A 24,570-nucleotide genomic window follows, 5' to 3' on the forward strand; every position below is an offset into this window, starting at 1 on the left:
TCGGTCACTCCGCGGCGCGCGCGCGCCGTCGACCGGCCCTCACAGCGTCGAGGGCAGGCGCGCCTCCTCCGACCCGTGATTGTAATAGTGCATCATCGGATCGGCCCCCGCATTGGCGACGTCGTCGTTGCACGCGAGGTAGAACTGGCGATCGAACAGGCCGGATGTCTCGAGCCACGCGAGCATTGTCTGCTCGGGCACGACCGGGGCGCGGTCAGGGGCGGCTTCGGCGGCTTCCCGGTAGAGGTGGGCGAACCGGGCGATCCGGGCCGCGACCTCCTTGGCGGCGGGACGGCGCACCGACGAGGCGACGACGCTCGACTGCTCGCCGGGACGCCGGCGCTGGAGATCCGCCTCGGCGAGGCGCACCAGCCGGGCCAGCTCGCCCTGCGCTTCCTTGAGCCGCGCCTGGGTCTCGGCGAGCTCCGCCCGCAGCGCCTCTACGTCCTCGCCCAAGGTCGGCTCCGTCTCAGTCGCGGGGCCCGACGGGTCTCGGGCACGCGGCCGCCGGCGGGATCGGCCGGAGGCCGGCGCGACGGGGCGCCCCTGTCGGGTCGAGGCCGGCTGTACGATCGGCTCCGGGACCGGTCAACCCTGCGTGCGGGGCGCGCGGATCGCGGGGCGGGCGGTCACGCCGCCAGACCGACGGCCTCCTCGGCCTCCGCGTCGGCCTCGTCGTCCGGACGCGGGAGCCACCGGCCGACCACCAGCAGCAGGAGGGCGGGGACGACGAGGATCAGGGCGATGCCGAAGATCCCGACATGCCCGATCAGCCGCCCGTAGAAGCCGCCGGTGACGCCGTCGTGCCACGAGATCACCGCCATGCCGGCACCGGCGGCGACGAGCAGCACGGGGATCTTGAACCACAGGGGCCAGGGCGCGCGCCGGGTGCGGACGGCCGCGCGCGCGGGGGCCTGCGGCGCCGCGCGCGCGCGCTGGGCCAGGAGCGCCTCGATCTGATTCTGGAACTCCGCCTGGTCGGGGCTGCTCGGGTCCACGCCGCCGTGCGCCGGGTGAGGCTCCATGACAGGCTCGACCCGCACCTCGCCGAGCCCCCCGCCGAGCGGTCCCGGGATCTCGGCCTCCGCGGCGACCATCAGGCGCGCCTCGTGCCGGCGCATGAACAGCCAGAGCGCGACGGCGCCCAGCAGGACGAAGGCCAGCAGCCCGAGGCCGACCGGGCCCATCACGTTCTCGATCGACCGGCCGCACAGGTAGGCGCCGAATCCCATGATCGAGGCCCAGGCGACGCCGCCGAGGGCGTTGAAGGCCATGAAGCGGCGCGCGTCGAGCTTGTTCACGCCGGCCAGGACCGCCGCGTAGGCCCGGAGCATCGCGGTGAAGCGGCCGAAGAACACGATCTTCCCGCCGTGCCGGCGGAACAGGTACTGGCCGAGCTTGAGCCGGCCGTGGTCGAGCCCGATCAGGTGCCCCTTGCGCAGGAGCAGAGGCAGTCCCCAGCGGCGGCCGACCCAGTAGCCGGCATTGTCGCCCAGGATGGCGGCGGTCGCGGCGATCGCCACGACGACGGCGATGTTGATGTTGCCCGTGCTGCCCGCGTAGGCCGCCGAGGTCAGCAGCACCGTCTCGCCGGGCAGGGGCAGCCCGGCGCTCTCCAGGGTGATGATGACGAAGATGGCCAGATAGCCGTAATGCGCGATCAGGTCGGCGATCGGCAGATCGTGCAGGAAGGACATGGGCTCTCCTCGCGGATCGATGCCGCCCGCTGTCGCCGACAAACGTGGCCGCTCCGGGGCGAAGACGAGATCCGGTCGGTCAGCCGGTGGCGGGGGGTGGACCAGCCGTCTCCGCCTGCGCCAAGTGGGCGCGCATCCACGCGATGGTCCCGGTCAGCCCGGCCTGCAGGGGGACGCGGGGCTGCCAGCCGAGCTCCGCCCGGATCAGCGCGGTGTCGAGCACGTTGGCCGGCACGTCGGCGGCGCGGCTCGGCCGGTGCACGCACGGGAGGTGGTCCCGCCCGAAGGCCGCCTTCAGCTCGGCGATGACCTCGTTGACGCTGAGGCCCCGGCCGCTGCCGACGTTCAGCACCTTGTGCGGTCCCCGATAGGCGACCGCGCCCAGGAAGGCGTCGCTGACGTCGTCGATGTGCAGGAAGTCGCGCACCACCGCGCCGGTCCCCCAGACCTCCAGCGGCTGGTCGGTGAGGACGCGGTGGATGTAGCTGCCGATCAGGCCCTGGTGCTTGGTGCCGAGCTGGAAGCGGCCGTAGGGGTTGGCGATCCGCAGGATCTGGTAGTCGATCCCGTGGAGGTGCCGGTAGAGGTGGAGCGACTTCTCGATCATCAGCTTGCTGATGCCGTAGGCCGAGATCGGGTCGGTCGGCGCCCGCTCGGGGATCGGGATGGCGGCCGGGATCCCGTAGATCGCGCCCCCGGAGGACGCGAACACGAGCTTCCCGATCCGGGCCGAACGGCAGATCTCCAGGAGGTGCAGCGTGGCGATCGGCGCCGCCGAGAGCTCCGCCGACGGGTCGCGGTTGGAGCTCTCGGGGATCGAGCCGGCGATCAGGTGGAAGACGACGTCCTGGCGTTCCACCGCGTTGGCGAGGGCGAGGCGGTCGGAGAACTGGCCGGACACCCGGGCGACGCGCCGGTCCAGGACCTCGGCCTGCGGGTGGCTGCGGCTGAAGCACGTGACCTCGGCGCCCGCCGCCGCGAGGCGGTTGCACAGGTTCAGCCCGAGGAACCCGCCGCCGCCCAGCACGAGGCAGCGGGCGCCCGCGAGCCCCNGACCCTGGCCGCCGCGGAGGCGCGCCTGCGCGACCTCTGCGCCCGCGAACGCTTCGCCGAGGCGGATCCGGTCGTCGCGCGCCTGCGCGCCGCGGACGCGAACCGGCTGCGACCGCGGATCATGGAGGAGTTGATCGACCGGGCGTGGCTTCTGGAGCTGCGCGGCGGGGCCGAGGCGAGCGTCCAGTGCTACCGCCTCGCTCTGGCCCTCAACGGCGGCGCCCCCGGTCTCGTCTCGCGGGACGGGGACCCGCTCGCCAAGAAGATCAAGAACCTGCGCCGGCTGCAGCTCGACGCACTGATCGAGGCCGGCGAATTCGACGCGGCCGTCGCGCTGCACGAGACAACCCGCCGGCTGATCGGCGCCGGCCCCCTGGCCTGCTACGACATGGTCACCGCCGCGTCCCTGGCCGGCCGGCCGGGCATCGACTACGCCGAGCTCCGGCCGCCCCGGCCGATCCAGGCACCGCGTCTCAAGTTCACCGAGCCGCCGCCGCCCCTCACCTCCGAGCCGGGGGATCTGGAGGCGCCGAGCCAGTACCTCGCGTTCGTCGACGGATGCCACGCCTTCCCGCGCAGCAACCTCGTCGTGAGGGACAGCCACCTGATCTACGACCTCGCCGCCCATCCCCGCCGGCGGGACGTGCTGCTCCAGGACGGGGTCAACCCGGACCAGATCGTGATGGCGGCCTTCGGGGAGAGGCGGGCCCTCGTCGAGGTTCCGGAAGACAGCCTGTCGATCGAGGCCGGCCTGTCGATGTTCGGGCTCCAGAGCCGGAATTACGGCCACTGGTTCTGCGAGTTCGTGCCGCGCATGCTGGCCTACAACGACCCGCGCTGCCCGGACGGCATCCCGCTCTGCATCGACGACCACATGCCGGCGACCCACGAGGAGGTGGTCCGGCTCCTCGACACGCGCGACCGCCCGATCATCAAGCTGCCACCCCGGCCGGTGGCGTTCGGCCGGCTCGGCCTCGCGCCGGTGCCCGCCTTCTTCCCGTTCGAGATGCGGCCGGGACAGCGGGTCTACGACACGATCTGGCCCTCCGACATCCTGGTGGATCTGCGCACCCGCATCCTCGACAGCGCCCGCGCGCGCGGGGCCCTGAGCGGCGGCACCGGCCGCCGGCTGTTCATCTCGCGCAAGGCCTTCGCGCAGCGCCAGCTCGTCAACGAGATCGAGATCGCCGAGGCGCTCCGGCCGCACGGCTTCGAGGTCATCACCCCGGAGACGATGACGTTCCTCGAACAGGTCGACGCGTTCCACGCCGCCGACATCATCGTCGGTTCGTCGAGTTCGGCGCTCACCAACGGGCTGTTCTGCCGCCCGGACTGCCGGATCCTCGGCCTGATCCACGCCAACCTGAGCTTCAATTTCCGGGGCTATACGAGCTTCATCGAGGCCGGCGGCGCGCAGATCACGTTCCTGCGCGGCGCGACCACGAACGAGGACGGTCACGCCTTCCACGCGAACTATCGCGTGTCGCCTCAGGCCGTCACGGCGGCCCTCGCGACCCTCGGGCCAGTCCCCAGCGCCGGCGCCGACGCGGGCCCAGCAACCGCCCCCGCCTCCGCATCACCGCCCGCGGCGCACTCCGCTGACGCCTCGCTGTTCAGGCGGGTGATCCGGGCGCTGCCCTTCGCCAGTCGCGCGGATTCGTGAACCCGTTGCGGACCGGGTCCTGTCGGCTTAGGACGGCCCGGCGCGGCGCCCCGTGCCTGTCGTCGCAGACAAGCCACTATCAGGTCCTTCCGGCGCCGTATCGAGCGCGCCGCGTGCCTCGGCACTCGCAGGATCTGAGCTGGAGTTTCCTATGGAACTGACCGACGCGCCGCATCTGATCGAGTTTAGGCAGATCCGGGATCCCCGCGGCGCCTTGACGCCGATCGAGGCGGAGGCGGACATCCCGTTCCCGATCCGTCGTGTCTACTTCATCTACGACGTCTCCGACGGCGCCATGCGGGCCGGACACAGCCACAAGGCCCTGCATCAGGTCCTGATCGCAATATCCGGCAGCTTCGTGGTCCATCTCGATGACGGGGAGAAGCGTCAGAGCTTCCGGATGAGCCGCCCCAACGTGGGTCTCTACGTCCCGCGCATGACCTGGCGCGACATCGACGAGTTCTCGGGCGGCGCGGTCTGCCTCGCTCTCGCCTCGGAGCGATACGAGGAGAGCGACTATTACCGGGATTACGACGCGTTCATCCGCGCCAAGGGTTTACAATGAAGGTTCCGTTCCTTGACCTGAGCCGGACGCACGACACGATCCGCGCCGATCTCGACGCGACGTGGCACCGGATCCTCGACCGCTCGCGTTACATCCTGGGTGAGGAGGTCGAGGCCTTCGAGGTCGAGTTCGCCCGCTATTGCGGGGCCGAGCACGCCATCGGCGTCGCGAACGGCCTGGACGCCCTGCACCTGATCCTGCGCGCCAACGACGTCGGTCCGGGCGACGAGGTGCTGGTCCCGTCGAACACCTTCATCGCCACGTGGCTCGCCGTCAGCCAAGTCGGCGCCACGCCGGTGGCCGTCGAGCCCGACCCGGCCACGTACAACATGGATCCGGCGGCCGCCGCGCGGGCGATCAACGGGCGCACGAAGGCGATCATCCCGGTCCATCTCTACGGCCAGCCGGCCGACATGGCGGCCCTGCGGGACCTTGCCCGCCGCCACGGGCTCCTCTGCATCGAGGACGCCGCCCAGGCCCACGGCTCGACCTTCGATGGCCGCCCGGCCGGCAGCCTCGGCGACGCCGCGGCCTTCAGCTTCTACCCGGGCAAGAACCTCGGCGCCCTCGGCGACGGCGGCGCGATCACGACGTCCGACAGCGCGATGGCGCACAGGATGCGCGAGCTCGCGAATTACGGCTCGAGCGAGAAGTACGTCCACCGCCAGCGGGGCCTGAACTCGCGTCTCGACGAGCTCCAGGCCGCGCTCCTCCGGGTGAAGCTGCGCCATCTCGATGCCTGGAATGCGCGCCGCCGGGCGATCGCCGGGACCTACCGCGACGCCCTCGAAGGCTGCGGGCTCGCCCTGCCGCACGTCGACCCGCGCACCGAGCCGGTCTGGCACCTGTTCGTCGTCCGCACGGAGCGCCGCGACGCCCTCGCGGCCCGGCTGAAGGTTGTCGGGATCGACACGCAGATCCACTATCCGATCGCGCCGGCGGATTCGGAGGCCTACCGCGATGCGCCGAAGCTCGGCACGAGCGATCTCGGCCGGACGCTCGGCCGCGAGATCCTCAGCCTGCCGATCGGCCCGCACATGCGCGACGAGGAGGTTCAGCACGTCATCGCGGCCTGTCGCGAGGCGGCTCGCTGATCCGCACCCGCGAGACGGGATCCGCAGGTGGGACGCCTCGCCGTGCCCGGAGGCCGGGCGCGGCCCCGCGAGGACGAACATCGGCGAGGCCGCAGGGGCCGGAGCACAGCATGGACAGTCCACGCAGAGATCTCGGTGCCTGCGGACATCTTCGCGCCCTCGATCCGCGGGCGCGCACGCATTTCCGCCTAGTCGACATCGCCGACGCCGCGTTCATCTTCGACCTCCGACAGGACGCCGCGATCGGCCGCTATCTGAACAAGCCCGCACCCTCGGTGGCGGACCAGGCGCGATGGATCGAGGCGTACAAATCCCGAGAGCGGCGCGGCGAGGATTTCTACTTCGTCATCATGCACGAAGGTCGGCGGCGCGGCCTGATCCGGCTCTACGACATCCGGAGTTTCGAGGGACGCGACTCCTTCTCCTGGGGCAGCTGGATCATCCCGCCGCCGCCGGTACCCGGCCTCGCCAGCTACTCGGCCCTCGCCATCTACGAGATCGGCTTCTCGGGCCTGGGGTTCGACCAAAGTCACTTCGATGTCCGGAAGGGCAACACGAAGGTCCTCGGCTTCCATACCGGCACCGGCGCGACGGTCGTGTCGGAGGACGCGGAGAATTTCTACTTCGTCTTCGAGCGGGAGCGGTACGCGCGCCTGCTGGCCGACAAGGCCGATGCGGTCCGCCACCATGGAGCGATCCTATAGGGACCGGCCCGGTGTCACGCCGGACTGGCATGCCGCTGAACGGGATGCAGGACACCCCCCGATGAGCCCACCTATCACCCCATTGAAGATCTGGCTGGCCCGCGCGCTCGTCGATCGGGAGTTCTACCTCAGCCGGTATCGGGACGTCGCGCTGGCCGGAGTCGATCCGGTCGCACATTTTGCGGAGTACGGGTTCCGCGCCCCAATGCGGTCGCCAAGCCACCGCTTCGAGAAGGCGCTGTTCACCGGTTCCGCGCTGCTCGTCGCGGTTTCGATCCTGTTCGGCGTCATCCGGCCGGATTTTCTGGAACTCCTGCGCGAGCACATCATCACGCTGCAGGGCCGCGGCAGGAAAGTGCGTCCGTTCCTTTACCTTATGGTGTTCCACGTCTACGCGGCCATGCAGGCTGCGGAAGTCGGTCAGCTGCTGACAATCGCGCGAATTTACTCGGATGCCCCGTATGCCGAGGCACGGCGCATCATCGCGCCGGAGCAGGATTTCACGTTCACGGATCCGGACGTGATCCTGTCCGAGCGAGTTGCGCGGCACAGAAACTTGAAGCGACCGAGCCTCTGGTGCGCGACGATCGAACACGCGCAGATCTTCGGATCCCTGCAGATCGCGTCCGGTGGCGTGTTCCTGGTCTCTGAACCGGCGGCGGACCCGCAGTTCAGCTTCGTCGCCGGACAGCACGAGTTCCTGACCACCCATCCGCTCAACCGGATCCGGTCCCGGAAGAGCGGCTTCGCCCGCCTGCCCGCCACCGCGGAGTCCGCTGTGCCGGAAGCCGTCCTCCTCGGCGGCCGCTGCGGCGTCAACTATTTCCACTTCCTCATCGAGTACGTCACCAAGGGCTACATCGTCGAGCGAATCGCGGAGCTCGACGGCCTGCCGCTGATCGTCCCGGACGACCTCTATCCGCAGGAGCTGGAACTGCTGGAGATCGTCTTCCCGGGCCGGCCGCTGGTGCGCCACAGGCGCGGGACGCGGATCGACGTCGCGAAGCTGCACGTGCCGTCGACGATGACGTACGTGCCGGACTGCCCCAAGACGCCGTTCTGGCAGGTCTCGGCCGTCAACCATGACAGCCTGGCCTGGCTGCGCGACCGGGTTCTGGCGGCGATCGCCATCCCGGCCGGCACGCCGCGGAACAGGAAGATCTTTCTGGCGCGGTTCCAGGGCCGGAACATCGAGAACGCGGAGGCGATCACCGAGATCTTCAGGGCGAACGGGTTCGAGATCGTCGACACGGCCAAGATGAGCTTCGCGGAGCAGGTCGTCACCTTCGCCACCGCGTCCCACATCGCCGGCCCGGTCGGCGCCGCCTTCTCGAACCTCATCTTCTGCGCGCCCGAAGCGAAGATCCTGGGCATCGTCTCGCCGTTCGCGGTCCAGATGTCCCTGTTCAAGAGCCTGTCGGACTTCGCGGGCGCGCGGTACTACGCGCTGCCGGGGACTCACCCGCAGTTCAGGGCGGGGATGGACGTCCGGCGCCCGCCGCTGCACGTCTCCCACGGCAGCTTCAGCGTCGATCCAACCTACCTGTTTGACGCGCTCAAGGTCTTCCACGAGGCCTGATCGGGCGCCCCCGGCGCGGACTGGCCGGTCAGCGCCGGTCCGGCCCCGTCATCACTGCGCGGAACGCGGCGCAGACCTGCTCGGCCGCGCCCACGCCCAGATCCCCGAACAGGGGCAGGCACAGCACCTGCTCGCCGATCCGGTTGGCCACCGGGAGATTCTCCCGCGCGCTGCTCGGCAGGTCCCGGTAGGGCCCGTAATCGCTGCACAGCGGGTAGAAGTAGCGGCGCGCGAACACGTTGTAGTGCTTCAGCCCCTCGTACACGGCATCGCGGGCGATGCCGGCCTCCCGCGGGTCGATGCGCAGGCAGTAGTACTGGAGGCTGTCCACCGCCGGGTCGGCCAGCTTCGGCCGCGTCACGCCGGGCAGGTCCGCGAGGTGCTGGTCGTAGACTTCCGCAACCGCCCGGCGCTTCAGCTTCTCGCCGGCGACAGCGTCGACGAGGCAGAGGCCGAGGGCCGCCTGCAGCTCGTTCATCTTGCTGTTGATGCCGACCGCCGGGACCGACACCTCGTTGGCGATGCCGAAATTCTTCAGGAGCTCCATGCGGCGCTTGAGGTCGGGATCGTTCATCACGACCGCGCCGCCCTCGGCGGTATGGAACAGCTTCGTGGCGTGGAAGCTGAACATGGTGGCGTCGCCGTAGGCGGCGATCGCGCGCCCCTCGACCCGGGTCCCGAAGGCGTGGGCGCCGTCGTAGAGGACCTTCAGCCCGTGCTTGCGGGCGATGCGCTCGATGGCCCAGACGTCGCAGGGATTGCCGTAGACGTGGACGGCGAGGATGCCGGTGGTCCGCGGGGTGATCGCCGCCTCGATCCGCTCCGGATCGAGCGTCATGGACCGCTCCTCGATGTCGACGAAGACGGGATCGATGCCGTGCCACGACAGCACGTGCGGCGTCGCCGCGAAGGTGAACGGCGTGGTGATGACCTCGCCGGACAGGTCGAGGGCCTTGACGGCGGTCATCAGCGCGTTGGTGCCGTTGTTGAACAGCGCGATGTGGCCGTCGCCCAGATGCGCCTGGAGGCGCCGCTCGAGCTCGACGTGCTGCGGGCCGCCGTTCGACAGCACGGCGCTGCCCCAGATCGCCTCGAGGTGCCGGGTGAAGACGGCGAGTTCCGGCAGCATCGGGCGGGTGACGTAGATCGGCTGCTCGAACGGCCGCGGCTGCGCGCTCATGATGACTCCTGCCGATGCGCGGACCGGAGCCCGTTCATCGCGAAACGAATAGCTTAGTGTGGCTGAGCACGCCCAGCAAACGCGCGCCCATCAGGCCTGACCGGCCGGTTTCGGCGCCGGGGCGACGATGTCCGCCCGGGGCCAGATCGTGGCGTTGTCGGGCAGGGCGCGCAGGACATTGCAGCCCATGCCGACCGTGACGCCCTGACCGAGGGTGAGGCCTTGGAGGATCTTGGCGAGCGGCCCGACGAGGCTGTCGGCGCCGATCGTGCAGCGGCCGCCGACGAAGGCGCCCGGCGAGATCGTGGTGTTGTCGCCGACGACCGTGTCGTGGCCGACGATGGCCGCCGAGTTCAGCACGCAGAAGCGCCCGAGCCGGGCATCGGCGTTGACGATCACTCCGTGCGCCACGAAGGCGCCGGCGCCGACCGCGACGTCCGGGCTCACGATCGCGCGGGGGGAGACGAGGGCGGGGCAGGGAAGGGCGTGCCGGTCCAGCCACGCGATCAGCTCGGCCCGCGCCCGGATCGCGCGCCGGCTCACGCCGCCGACCGCCAGGACGACGCCGTCATACTCCGCCCGGTCGGCGAGCAGCGCCTCGAGATAGCCCCGGTAGCGGCCGACCTGAACTTCCGGAGCGGTCGAGTAGGTATCCTCGACCGTGTGGCCGAGGGCGCGGGCGACCTCGGCGATCTCCTTGGAGAAGCCGCCGCCGCCGATCAGCGCGAGCCGCTGCCCCGGCCCGGTCACAGCACGGCCCCGCCATCGACCCGCAGGATATCGCCGGTGACGTGCCGGGCCTGGGGCGACATCAGGAACGCGATGGCGTCGACCACGGACTCGACGGTGGCGGCGCCCGCGGGGCTGCGCTTCTCCAGCGCCTCCTTGAACTCCGCGCCGTACAGGCGGGCATGGGCCTGGGTCATCTCGGTGTCGAGCCAGCCGGGGGCGACGCCGACGGCGCGCCGGGGTGCGAGTTCCCGGGCGAGCCCCTTGATCAGGGCGTCGAGGCCCGCCTTGGAGGCGGCGTAGGGCACGATCGCCGGCTCGGGCCGCTGCGCCGCGACGGACGAGACCGCGCAGAACACCGCGTCCCGGGTCGAGACGCGGGCGCTGCCGAAGGCGGCGGCGAACAGGGTCGGCGCGACGAGGTTGGTGCGGTAGAGGCGCTCGACCTCCTCCACGCCGAGGCTGCGCATCGGCTTGATGACCTGGACGCCCGCGCAGTACACGAGCCCGGTCAGGAGGCCCCGCTCGGCCACCGCCGCCTGCAGCACGCCGCCGATCGCCGGAAGGTCCGTGACGTCGGCCGCGACGGCCGCGCAGCCGAGGGCCTCCAGCTCGGCGAGCCGGTCCGCCCGCCGGGCGAGGGCGGTGATCCGCGCCCCGCCCGCGCGGAGGCGCTCGGCGACGGCGCGGCCGATGCCGCTGCTGGCCCCGACGACGAGGACGTGCCCTCCCGGCTCCGACATCGGCTCCGACATCGCGCTCAGGCCTGCAGCTTCGCGCCGGCCAGCGCGATCAGGTCGTCGGTGGTCGCCGCCCCGGCGATCCGCTGCGGATCCACCTCGAGGCCGAGCGTATCGTAGAGGGCCATGATGTTGAGGATGCCGAGCGAGTCGAAGGTCTCGATCGCCCCGAGGCTCTGCCCGCGGGCGAGCGGCCCCGGCTGATCGAGGATCGTGCCGAGCTCGTCCAGGAATGCGCCCTCGGTCATCGGGTGGTCTCCTCGTAGGTCAGGACCGGGGGCGCGAAGATCCGGTCGGTGGTGATCGTGCAGGCTCCCCAGCTCAGCCCGACCCCGAAGCCGGCGAGCAGCGAGCGCACCCGCCGCCCCGCATAGGCCTCCGCGAGGAAGCCCGAGATCGTGCCGGGGATCGAGGCCGAGTTCTGGTTGCCGTAGACCGACTGGGTGCCGGTCGGGAGCTTGCTGTCGTCGAGCCCCAGGCGGCGCTGGAGGTTCTTGAGGATGTACTTGTTCGGCTGGTGCAGGACCAGGAAGTCGACGTCCTCGGCGCGCGTGTCCGAGAAGGCCAGGATGCCCTCGATCAGCGGCGGGACGCGCTTGAGGGTGAAGTTGAAGACCTGCGCCCCGTCCATGTGCATGGTGCCGGGCTTGCCCGCGTCCTCGGCGTCGGCCCGCAGGCCGCTGTGCGGGATGAACAGGGCCTTCTCGCCCGAGCCGTCGCTGTGGAGCTGGAAGAAGCTCTCGCTCTCGCGCCGCTCGATCAGCACCGCGGCGCCGGCGTCGCCCATGATCGGCGTGATCGACCGGTCCCCGGTCGCGACCATGCGGCTCGCGACGTCGCCGACGCAGAGCAGGACGCGCTCGAGGCCGGATTCGACCAAGCTGTAGGCGACCGACAACCCGTAGACGAAGCCGCTGCAGCCGAGGCGGATGTCGAAGCAGAGCGTGTCGGTCCGCATGCCGAGGCGGTGCTGCATCCCGATCGACGTCGACGGCGAGCTGTAATCCGGCGTCTGGGTGACGAGGATCAGGCCGTCGACGGCGTCGGGCTGCAGGTCGAGGCCGCGCAGGAGGTGGCGCGCCGAGTGCAGGCAGAGATCCGCCGTCGTGGTGCCGGGATCGGCGACGACGTGACGGGTCGCGAAGCCCATGGCCCGCTTGAGGCGCTCCGCCTCCTCGGGGGCGAGCCCGAGGGCGGCCGCCTCGTCGTCGAAGGCCTGGACGCGCGCGCCGACCGTGGTGACGAGCCCCGCCAGGGTCGCGCGCGAGAACCGCAGGTCAGCCATGCTCGACCGTCTCGGCGACGTAGTCGATCCAGCCCTGGAAGCGGCGGAGCGGCGACTTCGTGCTGTCGAGGATGCTCTCGTTGGCGAGCGGCACGTAGCGGCCGACCGTCCGCTCGATCTCGGATTCCGTCTCGAGGAGGAGCTCGACCACCGCGAAGGAGTCGAGCCGTTCGTAGACGTCGTCCTCGGGCCCGGGATTCTCCAGCTCCGGGCGCCCCCAGGTCTCGACGAGCCGCGCGAAGGTCGCGCGGGCAGCCGCCTCGACGGCGCCGCGGTCACTCCGCGACGATGTGGATGTAGGGGGTGTCATCCGGTCCTCGTGTCAGTCGGTACGTCTTGCCCTCGGGGCCAGCGCTGAGGGGTTCGAAGCCGTTGTCGTCGAGGAAGCTCTCGACCATCCGGTTCTTCGCGCTCGGGCGATACCGGGCTTTCAGGTCCCGATCACCCTCCTGCTGGCAGACGTGGCGCAGAATTTGGGCCTCGATGCGGCGTCCGAGGGCCCGGCAGCTCATCAGGAACGTCTCGAGTTCGCCGCCCCGGACGATGGCGACCCCGACGATGCCCATGTCGCCGAACCGGTCGACCACCCGGGCCGCGTAGACGCCGCCCTCCCGCATGGCGGTCGCGACCTCGTCCTCGGTGTAGCGCCGCGTCGTCAGGTTGAACTGGTTGGTCTTGTTGATCAGCTGCGTGACCCGCCGCAGCGAGCCCGGGTTGTTGCGGGCGACGTGCACCCGGATCTCGAGGGAGGCGAGGTACTCGTCCATCGAGGCCGCGGAGCGCTGCAGCTCCTGGCGCTGGGCCTCGCCGCGGTACTGCTCGGTCTTGGCCAAGTCCTCGGCGGTGACGTTCCGGGCGCGCAGCGACGCGATCCCGTCGAGGAGGGTGAGCGCCTGCTCGGGGCGCGTCCGGTCGAACAGGTGGCACTCGACCCCGGGGAGACGCGCGCGGACCTCCTCGATCTCGAACGGGTTGTCGTCGAGGAAGATGAAGCTGTCGAGGCCGAGGTTCAGGGTCGCGGCGAGGTCGCGGATGTTCTCGCTCTTCTCCGTCCAGTTGCTGCGGTAGGCCACGAAATCGTCGAGGCGGAGCGGCATCGCGCGCTGGGCGAAGACCGCGCGGAAATCCTCCTCGTTGTTCTTCGTGACCGCGCAGAGCAGGATCCCGAGGCCCTTCAGGCGCAGGAGCTGGCGCTGGAGCTGGGTGTGGACGATCCCCGGATAGTCGCTGTCGACCTCCAGGTTCTCGACGCCGTCCTCGCCGACGACGCCGCCCCAGAGGGTGTTGTCGGCGTCGACCACCACCACCTTGCGCCGCGCCCGCAGCCGCGCCGCGACGGCCTCGGCGTAGCGCTCGCTGAGCGCGTCAACGGCGGCCGGGGCGTAGGGCATCTGGTACATGTACCGGTTGCGCTCGCGGAAGGCGTTGGCGAAGCCGAGCAGCGCCAGGGCCCCGGCGGCGTCGACGACGCTGACCCGCTCCTGCGTCCGGGCGAGGTCGAACAGCACCGCGTTCACCCGCGCCAGCGCGGCGAGCTGGTCGTGGAGGTCGCTCTCGACGGACGAGACCGGCACGAACGGCACGGTGTTGAGGATGATCGTCCCCGGCGCCCGGGCGAGCCGCGCCGAGACCAGCTCGGCGAGGTGCCGCGCGCGCGCGACCGCCGCCTCGTCCGGGGCGACGTCGAAGAACCAGCGGTGGTCGAGATGCACGATCAGGACGTCGGCGGCGGCGGGACCCGCCAGCACCTGCTCGATCTGTCCGATGGGGAGATGCTCGCACGAGACCGTGGCGAGATCCGCGAGGCGGCCCGCCACCTTCCCGAACGGGTTGGTGACGACGTTTCCGACGAAACCGATCGACAGGGCGCGAGCCGTGGTCATCCTCGATACCGGTCCCTGCGACACCCTGCGGATGCCTGCCCTCCGGCGATCGACCGGCCCCTTTCCGTGCGTGCGAGCGCCGCCCTCTTGCGAGATCGCGTGCCATAAAGCAAGGGGCCGGGCATCCGGCGGCCGGTCAGCCCGGTCAGCCCGGTCGGGGCGGGGACCTGGAGAGGGCTTGGCGGGGACCGGGCGAGGAGGAGCTGCGCGATGTACGGATCCGGTTCGGACGAGGCCGCCGCGACGACGCGGACCTGGACCGAGGCCCATCAGGCCGCCTTCGCGCGGGCGACCGGCGACGTGAACCCGATGCACATGGACGCGCGGATGGCCCGGCGGACGCTGGCCGGCGAGCGGGCCGTCCACGGCGTCCACGCCGCCCTCTGGGCCCTCGATGCCTGCGCCGACACCCATCCCCTCGACCGGCTCGCGACGCTGCAGATGCGGTTCGAGCGGTTCGTCCTGGTCGGGGACCGCGCCGTCCTGACGGTCCACGAGACCGACGCGGGGCAGCTGCGCCTGTCCGTGGCGGTGGACGGCGTCCGCACCCTGACGATCCAGGCGACCTTCGCGGCGGAGAGGGCCCCGGCCGGACGGGTCGAGGCGGCGCCGACCGCGATCCCCGCCGAGCCGGTCACCCACGATCCGGCGGCCCTGACGGGGCTCGCCGGCGCCTTCGCGCTGCCGGACCACACGTTCGGCATAGGCCCGCACCTCGACCGGGCGGCCGATAGCCGAGGCCGCGACAGAGTAGCGGTTGTTGTCGAAGCGCACGAGGCAGGTCGAGGACACTCGATCCTCTCGAAGATCGACGTGACCGTCACCGAGGGGGACACCGGTGCGAGCCTCGGCTACGCGGTGAAGCGGTTCCAGCCGATGCTGCAATCGGTGACGCTGGACGCGGTCGGCCCCGGCCTCGTCGCCCGGGTCGAGGGCTTCGTCCGCCCGCGGCCGGTGGAGCAGGAGAGCCTGCGCGACCTCGCGGCGCTCGTGGAGCCGGGCGCCTTCGCGGCGGTGTCCGCGCTGATCGTCGGCGGGTCGCGGGGCCTCGGCGCCGCGACCGCCAAGCTGATCGCCGCCGGGGGCGGGGCGGTCTGCATCACCTACGCGTCCGGCGCCGAGGAGGCGGAGGCCGTCGCCCGGGAGATCCGGGACGCCGGCGGGCGCTGCCAGGTCCTCCGCTACGACGCCGCCGAGCCGGCCGCCGCGCAGCTCGCGGCGCTGGCGATGCGCCCGTCGCAGCTCTACCATTTCGCGACGCCCCGCATCTTCCGCCAGAAGCGTGCCCCCTTCGAGCCGGCCTGCCTGGACGAGATGATGCGCGTCTACAACACCGCCTTCTACGAGCTGAGCCAGTTCTGCCTGGAGCGCGGCGACGCCGTGGCGGCCTTCTACCCGTCGACCAGCGCCATCGACGAGGCGCCCCGCGACACCCTGGAATACGTGATGGCCAAGATCGCGGGCGAGACGCTCGCCGCGACCCTGGCGCGCACGCTCCCGAACCTGCGGACCGTGATCGAGCGGCTGCCCCGGGTGAAGACCGACCAGACGGCCACGATCTTCCCTGTGCCGGCCGCCGCGCCGAGCGCGCTGATGCTGCCGATCATCCGCCGGATGTCGGCGGCCGCCTGACCTCGAGGCGTGGCGGGCACGGGACCGTGCTGGACGGCCCTGTCCGAGCCGGGCGCCGGCCTCACTCCGCGGCGGCGTCGTGCCGGACCTCTTCGTCCGCGTCCGAGTCGGTCTCGACCTCGCCCTCACCGTCCTCGGCCCCGTCGGGCGCCGCGGCGGCGGTGAAGAAGTCGCCGTTCCGGATCGCCTCGCCGCCGGTGACCAGCATGCTGAGATAGGTGTTGAGGGTGTTGGGCGCGACGTCGGGCAGCCGGTCGGCGATCTCGGCGTGCGACAGGCCCTGCGGGCCGGCCGAGCCGAGCAGCGCTTTCAGCCGCCCCTTGGCCGAGTTGGCCCGGGGACCGCGGACGCCGCGCCGTCCGCCGGAGGCGGGCACGNCTCGACGCCACCGGTCTCCACGCACCCGAGGGCCCGCGGGCCCTCGGGTGCGTGGAGACCGGTGGCGTCGAGCGGGATCCCCTCGACGATGGAGGTCAGCGCGGCTTCCGCCGCCCGGAGCTTGGTCAGCTCGGCCGCGATCCGGTCGTAGTCGCTCTGCAGCGCGGCCCGGCGCGCCCGAACGTCCACCAGGGCCTTCGTCAGGGTGTTGTCCTCAGCCATCGGACGGCCTCATCCCACGATTTCGATGGCTGACGGCATACGTCACAGGCGCCTTCCGGCGTCAACAGCCGCGCGGAGCCGCGCCGACCGGACCCGGCCACGCGCACCCGTTTCGCCGCGCGAGTTGTGAGGACGGCGCCCGATGCCTTAGAGACGTTCGTGAAACGCCGTTGCCGGCCCGGGGGCGTCGGCGCGACCGCCGAATGCGGACGGATCCCGATTTCGGCACGGCGATACCGTAATCGTCATGTCAGAAGGCGAGCTTTCTTCCGCGGGTTCGATGTGCGGCCGTCCGTTCCGGGGCGCCGGCCGCGCCGTGCCCAGGGGCGTTCATAGATCCCGCAGAGCGAATTATGTCTTTGAATATCTTCGATAAGGGGGAGAATAATGTCATCGACATTGATCCGCGGGATCAGCACAGCCAAGCGGGAAAGATCTACGTCAACGGCGACAACAACTACGTCCGCATAGGCAGGGGCTGCGTGTCCGACAAGGACATGCACATCGTCATCGAGTCGAACTGCCGGTTCGACGTCGGCGAGGACGTGCGGCTGTCGATGGCCAACATCTATATCGGCCCCGGCTCGGTGCTGCGCATCGGCGACCGGACCGGCTTCACCGGCCTCGTCCATCTCAACCCCGTCGAGGGGAAGGCGATCGAGATCGGCACGGACTGCTCGATCGCGTCGGGCGTCTGGATGACGACGAGCGACTTCCACTCCATCGTCACCCGGGACACCGGCACGCGGCTGAACCCGGCCAAGCCCGTGCGGGTCGGCAACCACGTCTGGATCGCCAATCAGGCCACCCTGCTCAAGGGCACGGTCATCGGCGACAACGCGATCGTCGGCGCGCACGCCGTGGTCACCGGGACGGTGCCGGCCCACTGCGTGGCCGCCGGCAACCCCGCGCGGATCGTGCGGGAGAACGTGACGTGGCGCTCCGACCTGATCTGACCGCACCGGCGGCGCGCGCGGGACGCGGGGCAGGGGGCGCCGTTGTTTACCCCGCGCGCGCGTTCCGTTAGGGCGATGGGCCGTCGGCGCGGGCCCTTGCCCGGCGCGCCGACACGCCTTCGATCCAGCCCGCGCGAACACATGCTCACCCGAGCCTCAGGTCTCGACCCCAGCGCCGCTTCCGGCACGGCCTCCGGCCGCGATCGGCGGCCGTCGCGCGACAGAGCGGGCGCCGCGCGTTGAAGCGGATCCGCGGCCTGTACCATCGCTGGGCGCGCTCCGGCCCGGTCCGCGCGAGCGGCAACCCGCTGATCCGGCTGGCCGCCCGCCGCGGCCTGCCGGCGGCGGACGATCTCGTCACCGCGGACGCGCAGATCGCCGCCCTGGCAGCCCACTTCGACGCGGCGTTCTACGCGAGCTGGTACGGGATCGCGGCCGACCCGGTGCGCGACTACCTCGTCCACGGCTGGCGCGCGGGCCGCGACCCGCGCCCCGACTTCGACTCCGCCGCCTACCTCGCCCGCCACCCCCACCTCGCCCGCGCCGGCATCAACCCGCTCCTGCACGCCCTGGCGCGCCGCCGCGGCYGGGCSGGCGGGGCCGGCGGGGAGGGGGWGTCCGAAGCCCTGCCGAAGCCCGACACGGCCGAGGCCCACCGCCTCGCCCGCCGCCTCGTCGACGGCGCCTWCTATCTCGCCGGCAARCCCGACCTCGCCGCCGCCGGCGTCGACCCGGTCGACCACTACATGGCCTCCGGCTGGCGCGAGGGCCGCGAGCCGGCGCCGCAATTCGACACCCTGGCCTACTGCCTCAGCCGCGGGATCACCTTCGCCACCCGGAACCCGCTGGTCCACTACGTCCTCCACGGCGGCCCGGCCCGGCCCGACCCGGAGGCCGCGCTCGCCCTGCGGGTCGAGACCCTCGCCCCCTACTTCGACGCCGCCCATTACCGGCAGCGCCTGCCCGAGCCGCAGGCCGAGGCGCTGGCCGGGGCCCCGGACGACGCCCTGCTGCGCCACTACGTGGCGGAGGGCTGGCGGGGGCGGATCGGCCCGCGGCCGGACTTCGACCCGGCCGGCTACGTGCAGGCGCGGGCCGGCAGCCGGGCGGTCGCGGACGACCCGTTCTTCCGCTACGTCGCCGAGGCGCGGCTGACGGGGGCCGAGCCGTTCTCGGAGCCGCACCGGCTGAACCTGCCGGCGGTGGACGCGGCGTGGTACCGGGCGACCTACCCGGACGTGGGCGGGCGCGAGCCGTTCCTGCACTTCGCCGAGGCGGGCTGGCGGGAGCTGCGCGATCCCGGCCCGGGGCGCTCGACGCTGGCGGCGCTGCTGCGGGTCTGCGGGCTGCGGCCGGCGCGGGCACCGGTGGAGGACACCGGCTGGCTCGGGGCGATCGGGCGGGAGACCCTCGACCGGGACGCGCTGCTGGACCTGCAGGCGCGGCTGGTGGCGGGGCATTTCGACCACGGCTTCTACCGGGCGCGCTACGGGCTGTCGGAGGCCGACGACGCGGTGCGCGACTACTGCGACACCGGCTGGAAGAAGGGCCGCAATCCCAGGCCCGACTTCAACGGCTGGGCCTACCGCGCGCACCATCCGTCCGCCGAGGCGACGGGCCTCGCGCCCTTCGTCCACCACATAGCCCGGGCCCTGCTGCGGGGCGACGACCTCGCGGGCGAGGCCTTCGATCCGCGCTACGGCGCGCCGCCGGCCGAGGAGGACGCCGACCTGTTCGAGCAGGCCCGCCTGATCGAGCCGTTCTTCGACGCGCCCTGGTACCTCAAGCGCTACCCGGACACCGGCGGCTTCGAGAACGGCCCGGCGATCCACTTCCTGTCCCACGGCCAGGAGGAGGACCGCGACCCGAGCAAGACCTTCTCGACGCGCTTCTACCGCCGGGCCTACGGGCATCTGCTGGGTCCCGGGGAGTCGCCGTTCCTGCACTACGTGCGCACGGGCCGGGCCGCCGGGCTGATGGGCTGCCCCGAGGATCTCGGCACCTACCCGCCGATGGAGGCCCCGCCCGCCGACGCGTGGGACCATCTGCCCCCGGCCCTGCCCATCGCGCAGGCCCGCGTCGTCGTCATCGTCCCGGTCTACAAGGGCCGCGGCGAGACCCTGCGCGCCCTCCACGCCTGCCTGTCGGCGCCCCAGGCCACCCCCTTCACCCTGCTCGCCGTCAACGACCGCTCCCCCGACCCGCAGCTCACCGCGGAGCTCGCCGCCCTCGCCGGCCGCGGCCTGTTCCACCTCGTCGAGAACGAGCGGAACCTCGGCTTCGTCCGCTCGGTCAACCGCGCCCTCGGCCTGCGCCAGGGCCGCGCCGTCGTCCTGCTCAACTCCGACGCCGAAGTCTTCGGCGACTGGCTCGACCGCCTCGTCGCCCACGCCGAACCGCAGGCGGACCCTCAGGCAGATCCTCGGGCCGGGTCCGGCAGCGTCACGCCCCTGTCCAACAACGCCACGATCTGCTCCTACCCGCGCTTCAACGCCAACAACACCATGCCGCTCGAGATCGCCCGGCCCGAGCTCGACCGCATGGCCGCGCAGGTCAACCGCGGCCGCGCCGTGCCGGTGCCCACCGGCGTCGGCTTCTGCATGTACATGACCGCCGCCGCCCTCGACGCCGTCGGCGACCTCGACGCCGAGGCCTTCGGCAAGGGCTACGGCGAGGAGAACGACTGGTGCCTGCGCGCCATCAAGGCCGGCTTCGTCAATCTGCTCGCCGAGGACGTGTTCGTCCACCACGCCGGCCAGATCTCGTTCGGGCTCGACGCGGGCGGCGAGTACGACCAGGGCCAGGCGGCGCTGCTCGCCAAGCATCCCGACTACCCGGCCCGGGTCGGGCAGTTCGTCCAGGCCGATCCCGGCCGGCGCGGGCGGGCGCGGCTCGACCGGGCGCGGCTGGCCCGGCACTTCGCGGGGCGGGCGCTGCTCTACGTGACCCACAGCTGGGGCGGGGGCATCCAGCGGCACGTCGACGACATGGTCGCGCAGGCCCGGGCCGAGGGCCTGAGCGTGGTGCTGCTGCAGATCGACCGGACCCGCAACCTGGAGGTCCACGTCTCGTATCGCGGCCCCGAGTTCCTGTACCTGCCCAACCTCGACAGCCTGTACCTGCCGCGGGACGCGGCCGAGCTCGCCGACTTCGTCGYGCAGCTGGCGCCGGTTCTGATCCACGTGCACTCGCTGGCGGGGCTGCGCTGGGCGGCGGCGCGGGCGCTGATGGCGGTGGTGGCGGGCGCGGGGCGGCCCTACGCGTGGACGCTGCACGACTACTCGCCGGTGTGCCACCGCAACCACRTGGTGCAGCCGGACGGGCGCTACTGCGGCRTGGCGCCGGTCAGCGAGTGCCGGTCGTGCCTGGCGGTGGACGCGGACGGGTTCGAGGAGCCGGATCCGGGCGAGCGGCGGGCGGCGTTCGGGGCGTTCCTGGCGGGCGCCGCGCGGGTGTTCGCGCCGTCCTCCGACACGGCGGCCCGGATCCGGACGGTCTACCCGGACCTCGCGGTGACGGTGCGGCCGCACGTCGAGCCGGAGCGGTCGGTGCGCGCGACCGCCCTGCAGCGGCCCGGCCGAATCCGCCGCGTCGCCGTGCTCGGCGCGATCAGCGCCACGAAGGGCGGCCTGTTCCTTCAGGCGCTGGCCACCGACGCGCAGGACCGGGACCTGCCGCTGCGCTTCGCGATCGTGGGCTACTCGGACCCGGCGCTGACGGGCGGGCTGGCGCGCGCCGGCGTGACCGAGACGGGGCGGTACTCCACCGACGATCCGACCCTCGACCGGGTCGCCCGGGCGGCGCTCCAGATCGCCGAGACCGGCCGCCACTGGGAGGACGACGAGACCCTCGATCTCGTCACCCAGGTCTCGGCCGACCTGGTGCTGCTGCCGTCGATCTGGCCCGAGACCTACGCGCACGCGCTGACCCTGGCCCTGCGCACCGGCCTGCCGGTGGCGGCCTTCGACCTCGGCGCGCCGGCCGAGCGGCTGCGCGGCGTGCCGAGCGGCCATCTCCTGCCCCGCGCGCTCGTCGCCGATCCCGCCGCCTGCAACGACCGCCTGCTGGCGATCGACATCTCGGATCCCGGGCGGCGCGCGGGGTCGATTTCAGAGGTCACGTCCAGTGACCTGATGCGGGACTACTATGGCCTGACGGTCTGACGCGCCGCGGGCGCGGGGCTGGGTCAACGCACTTTGGCCCATTTTCTCGTTGAGACAGGCGCCACAACGCAGAGGTCCCATCGATGCCCGCCCTCCCGAAGCCCGAATCGCAGAAGGGCCCGGTCGAGTCCTACCTCCACGTGCTGCACGCGCTGATGCTGCGCGACATGCGCACGCGCTTCGGCGCATCCCTGTGGGGCTACGGCGTGGTCGTGCTCTGGCCCTGCGTGCACGTGTTCATGCTGATCGCGATTTACAGCTTTCAGAAGCTCGCAGCTCCCCTCGGCGACAACAGAGCGCTGTTCTTCGCGACCGGTGCCGTTCCGGTCCTTGTTTTCCAGTACATCTCGCGCGAAGTCATGAAGGCGGTCATCATGAATCGGCCGCTGACTTACTATCCGCAGGTCAAGCTATTTGATGTGATATTGGCGCGCATTCTCGTCGAGATCGTGACCGGATTTCTGGCGCTTCTCGTCGTGACCTCAATCCTTATCATTATCGGATCTGATCCTATCCCCGCTCAGCCGTTCACAGCGATGTGCGGCTATATCGCTGCCATCATCCTCGGCATCGGCATCGGAACGATCAATGTCGCCATTATCGGATTCTTTCCCGGATGGCTCATCGGCTATGCCCTGTTCAGCATCATTCTTTACGTCTCCAGTGGCGTGATGTTCCTGCCGAGCTACATGCCAGACAAAATTTATTACTGGATGAAATTCAATCCGGCCCTGCAACTCGCGGAGTGGGTCAGATCGGCATACTATCCATACGCCGGAATTCAGGTCGATTATCTGTACGTGGTCATGTTCGGCCTGACATCGGCAGCCATCGGCCTGTTCATCGTCAAGCACGTCGTAAGCAAGTTGAGTGCATAGCTGGCCGCATCGGAGAGATCGGCCCGACACCCACGCCGTCGCGTGCTGATCTCTATCTGGTCGGCGAAAGATTTTTACCGACCGACGCTCCCGACCGGGCGATATCGGCGCGGGCGCGCGCCCCTCACCCACGAGGTGTCCCGCACCGGGACTGTCGATCATGGCGCGCCGTCGCCGCGCGATCGCGCGCCCTCACGGGGCAACCAGCGCAGCGGCGATTCTCGGACCCCTTCGAGGGGAGCACAGGCAGGCGCCCGAGCCATGCGAACAGCTTGGCGGTCCCGCCCCTCTGCGAGATCCGGCCACGACGATCTTTGACACCGAGGGTCTCGGCCCACGGGACCCAAACCGGTCACATCTTCGTGCCGTAGCCGCCCCCCCCCGGAAGCGCCACTTCGCGGCCCGACCGGCCTCGTTCACGCGGTCATTCGCAGTATCGGTCGGGCGCCGGGCTTGGTTCGCCTCGCCCTTGTGCCGGCGGCTGGAAGCAATCCGCGCCGGCGAGGCTGCGCTGGACCGAGGCGACCGTCCATCGCAGCCGGTCGACGGGAGGACGCCGGATGCTCCGTCAGGCCGGCATCGGAGGGCGGGGATCGCGCGCGCGGGTGGCACTCCACTCGGTCGCAAGCGAGATTTCACCGAGTCGGACAGCCAGATTCCGCCCACTCTCCCCGCCTTCGCGGAGGACCGCCAGGGCCGGAAGGTCGCAATCAACACCGCTCCGTTTGCCTTGAAAGACATTTTCCGAGGGCGAACATCGACGCCCGGGCGGCAAGTGGCAAAATATATCCCACCGCGCGGCCGCGGAAAAATCGGAATGGCCGGTGTTTACTACGATCTTGGGCGCCGTTGCCGCGATGCAACAACATGCTGAGAGGGCGTACAGATCGGTATTGACCTCGGTTTACGGATTGTTACACATGCCCCTTCGAAGGGGTGCTGGATTTTACCATGGTAGCCAAGCGAGCGCTGATCACGGGAGTGACGGGCCAGGACGGCGCGTATCTGGCGCAGCTGCTCCTGCAGAAGGGCTACGCGGTCACCGGGATCGTGCGGCGCTCGAGCCACGCCGGCGTTTTCGATCACCGGTTGAAGTGGCTCGGCATCCTCGACGATGTCGAGCTGGTCGACGGCAACCTGCTCGACCTCTCGGCCCTGCTGCGCATCGTCCAGGCCGCCAAGCCCGACGAGATCTACAACCTCGCGGCCCAGTCGTTCGTGACCTCGTCCTGGCAGCAGCCGCTGCTGACCGGGCANCGTAGACCGACCGGCTGAGCACGCGCTTCGACAGCAGCTGCTCCACCGACGTGTAGGGCCGCTTGGCGACGATCGCCCGGGCGATGCGCGAGTTCCTGCACGTCGACGACATGGCGCGGGCGAGCGTCTACGTGATGGAGATGGACGACGCGGTCTACGCCGCGAACACGCGCCCCGACCTGTCGCACATCAACGTCGGGACCGGCGAGGATTGCACCATCCGGCAGCTCGCCGAGGCGCTGGCGCGGGTGGTCGGCTACGCGGGCGAGCTGGCGTTCGACGCGACCAAGCCCGACGGCACGCCGCGCAAGCTGATGGACGTGTCGCGGCTGAAGGCGATGGGCTGGCGGCCGGAGATCGCCCTCGAGGACGGCCTGCGCCAGACCTACGGCTGGTTCCTGGAGAACCACGCCACGCTGCGGAGCTGAGCGGGCCCACCGTCCCGATCTGACGAGCACGCACAGGCTTCACGGACAGCCCCTGACAGGAGCGGGCATCTCTTCGATCCGGCGATCCGCAGCGCGACCAACTGAATCGTAGCCGCGCGGGGGTCGTCGCGCACGCGGCAGAGGTTCATCGCCCTCGACGAGCATGCACGATCGCGACGCGATCGGCCAAATCATGAACGGATAAAACTGCACCGTGGCGATTTTCGGTTGTGAATACCGAGATGGCCGAACACCGCGTCGACACAGGCAGCGCCGGAATGCCGTGCCTGCGTTTTCCGAGCGCATGGAACCAGGACGCACCGCGGTATGGGGAACTCGGACAGCGCGCGAGGCGTCAGATCTATCTACACACTCCTGAATACACGCAATGTCGCCCGAGCCCCCCTTTATATCGCCGCACGACCGTAGCAAATGAGTATAAATATATCAAAGATCGCTCCTGATCGGAGATACCCGCGATCCC

At 70.9% G+C, this 24,570-nt stretch carries 20 protein-coding genes and 4 pseudogenes; 12 read left to right on the top strand and 12 right to left on the bottom strand.

The features are described from left to right. Nucleotides 1–39 precede the first annotated feature (39 nt). The 3 genes and pseudogenes from MMR14E_RS10915 to MMR14E_RS10925 all read right to left on the bottom strand — a co-directional run bounded on the left by MMR14E_RS10915 (nt 40) and on the right by MMR14E_RS10925 (nt 2,724). A complete protein-coding gene (locus MMR14E_RS10915; RefSeq protein ID WP_056529681.1) occupies nt 40–456 on the bottom strand; it encodes a hypothetical protein in 417 nt (138 codons plus the stop codon). Between the two features lie 605 nt (nt 457–1,061). Further along, nucleotides 1,062–1,697: pseudogene (locus MMR14E_RS10920) on the bottom strand (DedA family protein); the annotation flags it as partial. Between the two features lie 79 nt (nt 1,698–1,776). After that, the gene (locus MMR14E_RS10925; RefSeq protein ID WP_331314182.1) at nt 1,777–2,724 is read right to left on the bottom strand and encodes an NAD-dependent epimerase/dehydratase family protein; all 948 of its coding nucleotides are present in this window, start codon (nt 2,722–2,724) and stop codon (nt 1,777–1,779) included. Nucleotides 2,725–2,871: 147 nt separating this feature from the next. On the opposite strand from MMR14E_RS10925, the gene MMR14E_RS10930 reads away from it, so the two are divergent. The 5 genes from MMR14E_RS10930 to MMR14E_RS10950 all read left to right on the top strand — a co-directional run bounded on the left by MMR14E_RS10930 (nt 2,872) and on the right by MMR14E_RS10950 (nt 8,355). Next, the gene (locus MMR14E_RS10930) at nt 2,872–4,413 is read left to right on the top strand and encodes a glycosyltransferase family 61 protein (protein WP_331314184.1); all 1,542 of its coding nucleotides are present in this window, start codon (nt 2,872–2,874) and stop codon (nt 4,411–4,413) included. Between the two features lie 151 nt (nt 4,414–4,564). Continuing rightward, nucleotides 4,565–4,978 carry an FdtA/QdtA family cupin domain-containing protein gene (locus MMR14E_RS10935; protein WP_331314186.1) on the top strand — a complete coding sequence of 138 codons (414 nt, stop codon included), beginning with the start codon at nt 4,565–4,567 and terminating at the stop codon, nt 4,976–4,978. Then, entirely contained in the window at nt 4,975–6,072 is a 1,098-nt protein-coding gene (locus MMR14E_RS10940; protein ID WP_331314187.1) for a DegT/DnrJ/EryC1/StrS family aminotransferase, read from the top strand. The genes MMR14E_RS10935 and MMR14E_RS10940 overlap by 4 nt, the downstream gene beginning before the upstream one ends. 110 nt (nt 6,073–6,182) lie before the next feature. Then, nucleotides 6,183–6,776 (top strand): GNAT family N-acetyltransferase, encoded by a 594-nt coding sequence (locus tag MMR14E_RS10945; protein WP_331314189.1) that lies wholly within the window; start codon nt 6,183–6,185, stop codon nt 6,774–6,776. Beyond that, nucleotides 6,745–8,355 carry a glycosyltransferase family 61 protein gene (locus MMR14E_RS10950; protein ID WP_331314190.1) on the top strand — a complete coding sequence of 537 codons (1,611 nt, stop codon included), beginning with the start codon at nt 6,745–6,747 and terminating at the stop codon, nt 8,353–8,355. Before MMR14E_RS10945 ends, MMR14E_RS10950 begins: the two co-directional genes overlap by 32 nt. 28 nt (nt 8,356–8,383) lie before the next feature. Here MMR14E_RS10950 and MMR14E_RS10955 read toward each other — a convergent pair whose 3' ends face one another. The 7 genes from MMR14E_RS10955 to MMR14E_RS10985 all read right to left on the bottom strand — a co-directional run bounded on the left by MMR14E_RS10955 (nt 8,384) and on the right by MMR14E_RS10985 (nt 14,172). Continuing rightward, a complete protein-coding gene (locus MMR14E_RS10955; protein WP_331314191.1) occupies nt 8,384–9,535 on the bottom strand; it encodes a DegT/DnrJ/EryC1/StrS family aminotransferase in 1,152 nt (383 codons plus the stop codon). A gap of 90 nt (nt 9,536–9,625) precedes the next feature. Further along, nucleotides 9,626–10,285: an acetyltransferase gene (locus tag MMR14E_RS10960; RefSeq protein ID WP_331314192.1), complete on the bottom strand. Its 660-nt coding sequence runs from the start codon at nt 10,283–10,285 to the stop codon at nt 9,626–9,628. Then, on the bottom strand, nt 10,282–11,007 hold the full coding sequence (locus tag MMR14E_RS10965; RefSeq protein ID WP_331314193.1) for an SDR family oxidoreductase: 726 nt from the start codon (nt 11,005–11,007) through the stop codon (nt 10,282–10,284). The genes MMR14E_RS10960 and MMR14E_RS10965 overlap by 4 nt, the downstream gene beginning before the upstream one ends. A gap of 17 nt (nt 11,008–11,024) precedes the next feature. Next, a complete protein-coding gene (locus MMR14E_RS10970; protein ID WP_012318193.1) occupies nt 11,025–11,252 on the bottom strand; it encodes a hypothetical protein in 228 nt (75 codons plus the stop codon). Next, entirely contained in the window at nt 11,249–12,289 is a 1,041-nt protein-coding gene (locus MMR14E_RS10975; protein WP_331314195.1) for a ketoacyl-ACP synthase III, read from the bottom strand. The genes MMR14E_RS10970 and MMR14E_RS10975 overlap by 4 nt, the downstream gene beginning before the upstream one ends. Beyond that, complete coding sequence (locus MMR14E_RS10980; RefSeq protein WP_331314196.1) at nt 12,282–12,599, bottom strand: hypothetical protein; 318 nt, start codon at nt 12,597–12,599, stop codon at nt 12,282–12,284. The genes MMR14E_RS10975 and MMR14E_RS10980 overlap by 8 nt, the downstream gene beginning before the upstream one ends. Further along, the gene (locus tag MMR14E_RS10985) at nt 12,565–14,172 is read right to left on the bottom strand and encodes an HAD-IIIC family phosphatase (protein WP_331314416.1); all 1,608 of its coding nucleotides are present in this window, start codon (nt 14,170–14,172) and stop codon (nt 12,565–12,567) included. The genes MMR14E_RS10980 and MMR14E_RS10985 overlap by 35 nt, the downstream gene beginning before the upstream one ends. A gap of 210 nt (nt 14,173–14,382) precedes the next feature. Between MMR14E_RS10985 and MMR14E_RS10990 the strand changes: the two are divergent. Continuing rightward, nucleotides 14,383–14,679 (top strand): annotated as a pseudogene (locus tag MMR14E_RS10990) (MaoC family dehydratase); the annotation flags it as partial. A gap of 36 nt (nt 14,680–14,715) precedes the next feature. Here the strand turns inward: MMR14E_RS10990 and MMR14E_RS29225 are convergent. Next, nucleotides 14,716–14,964, bottom strand: a pseudogene (locus MMR14E_RS29225) (Mu transposase domain-containing protein); the annotation flags it as partial. Nucleotides 14,965–15,048: 84 nt separating this feature from the next. Here MMR14E_RS29225 and MMR14E_RS10995 point away from each other — a divergent pair. Further along, entirely contained in the window at nt 15,049–15,804 is a 756-nt protein-coding gene (locus tag MMR14E_RS10995) for an SDR family NAD(P)-dependent oxidoreductase (protein ID WP_331314417.1), read from the top strand. A gap of 61 nt (nt 15,805–15,865) precedes the next feature. On the opposite strand, the gene MMR14E_RS11000 is transcribed toward MMR14E_RS10995, so the two are convergent. Then, entirely contained in the window at nt 15,866–16,180 is a 315-nt protein-coding gene (locus MMR14E_RS11000) for a hypothetical protein (RefSeq protein WP_331314199.1), read from the bottom strand. Nucleotides 16,181–16,757: 577 nt separating this feature from the next. On the opposite strand from MMR14E_RS11000, the gene MMR14E_RS11005 reads away from it, so the two are divergent. From MMR14E_RS11005 to MMR14E_RS11025, 5 genes and pseudogenes are all read left to right on the top strand, one after another. After that, the gene (locus MMR14E_RS11005) at nt 16,758–17,360 is read left to right on the top strand and encodes an acyltransferase (protein WP_331314201.1); all 603 of its coding nucleotides are present in this window, start codon (nt 16,758–16,760) and stop codon (nt 17,358–17,360) included. A gap of 239 nt (nt 17,361–17,599) precedes the next feature. Then, on the top strand, nt 17,600–21,523 hold the full coding sequence (locus MMR14E_RS11010) for a glycosyltransferase (RefSeq protein ID WP_331314203.1): 3,924 nt from the start codon (nt 17,600–17,602) through the stop codon (nt 21,521–21,523). Nucleotides 21,524–21,606: 83 nt separating this feature from the next. Next, the gene (locus MMR14E_RS11015) at nt 21,607–22,401 is read left to right on the top strand and encodes an ABC transporter (protein WP_331314204.1); all 795 of its coding nucleotides are present in this window, start codon (nt 21,607–21,609) and stop codon (nt 22,399–22,401) included. A gap of 951 nt (nt 22,402–23,352) precedes the next feature. Continuing rightward, nucleotides 23,353–23,655 (top strand): annotated as a pseudogene (locus MMR14E_RS11020) (GDP-mannose 4,6-dehydratase); the annotation flags it as partial. A gap of 65 nt (nt 23,656–23,720) precedes the next feature. Beyond that, nucleotides 23,721–24,086 carry a hypothetical protein gene (locus tag MMR14E_RS11025; protein WP_331314205.1) on the top strand — a complete coding sequence of 122 codons (366 nt, stop codon included), beginning with the start codon at nt 23,721–23,723 and terminating at the stop codon, nt 24,084–24,086. The last annotated feature ends 484 nt before the right edge of the window (nt 24,087–24,570 follow it).

Source organism: Methylobacterium mesophilicum (assembly GCF_036441335.1).
GTDB lineage: Bacteria > Pseudomonadota > Alphaproteobacteria > Rhizobiales > Beijerinckiaceae > Methylobacterium > Methylobacterium mesophilicum_B.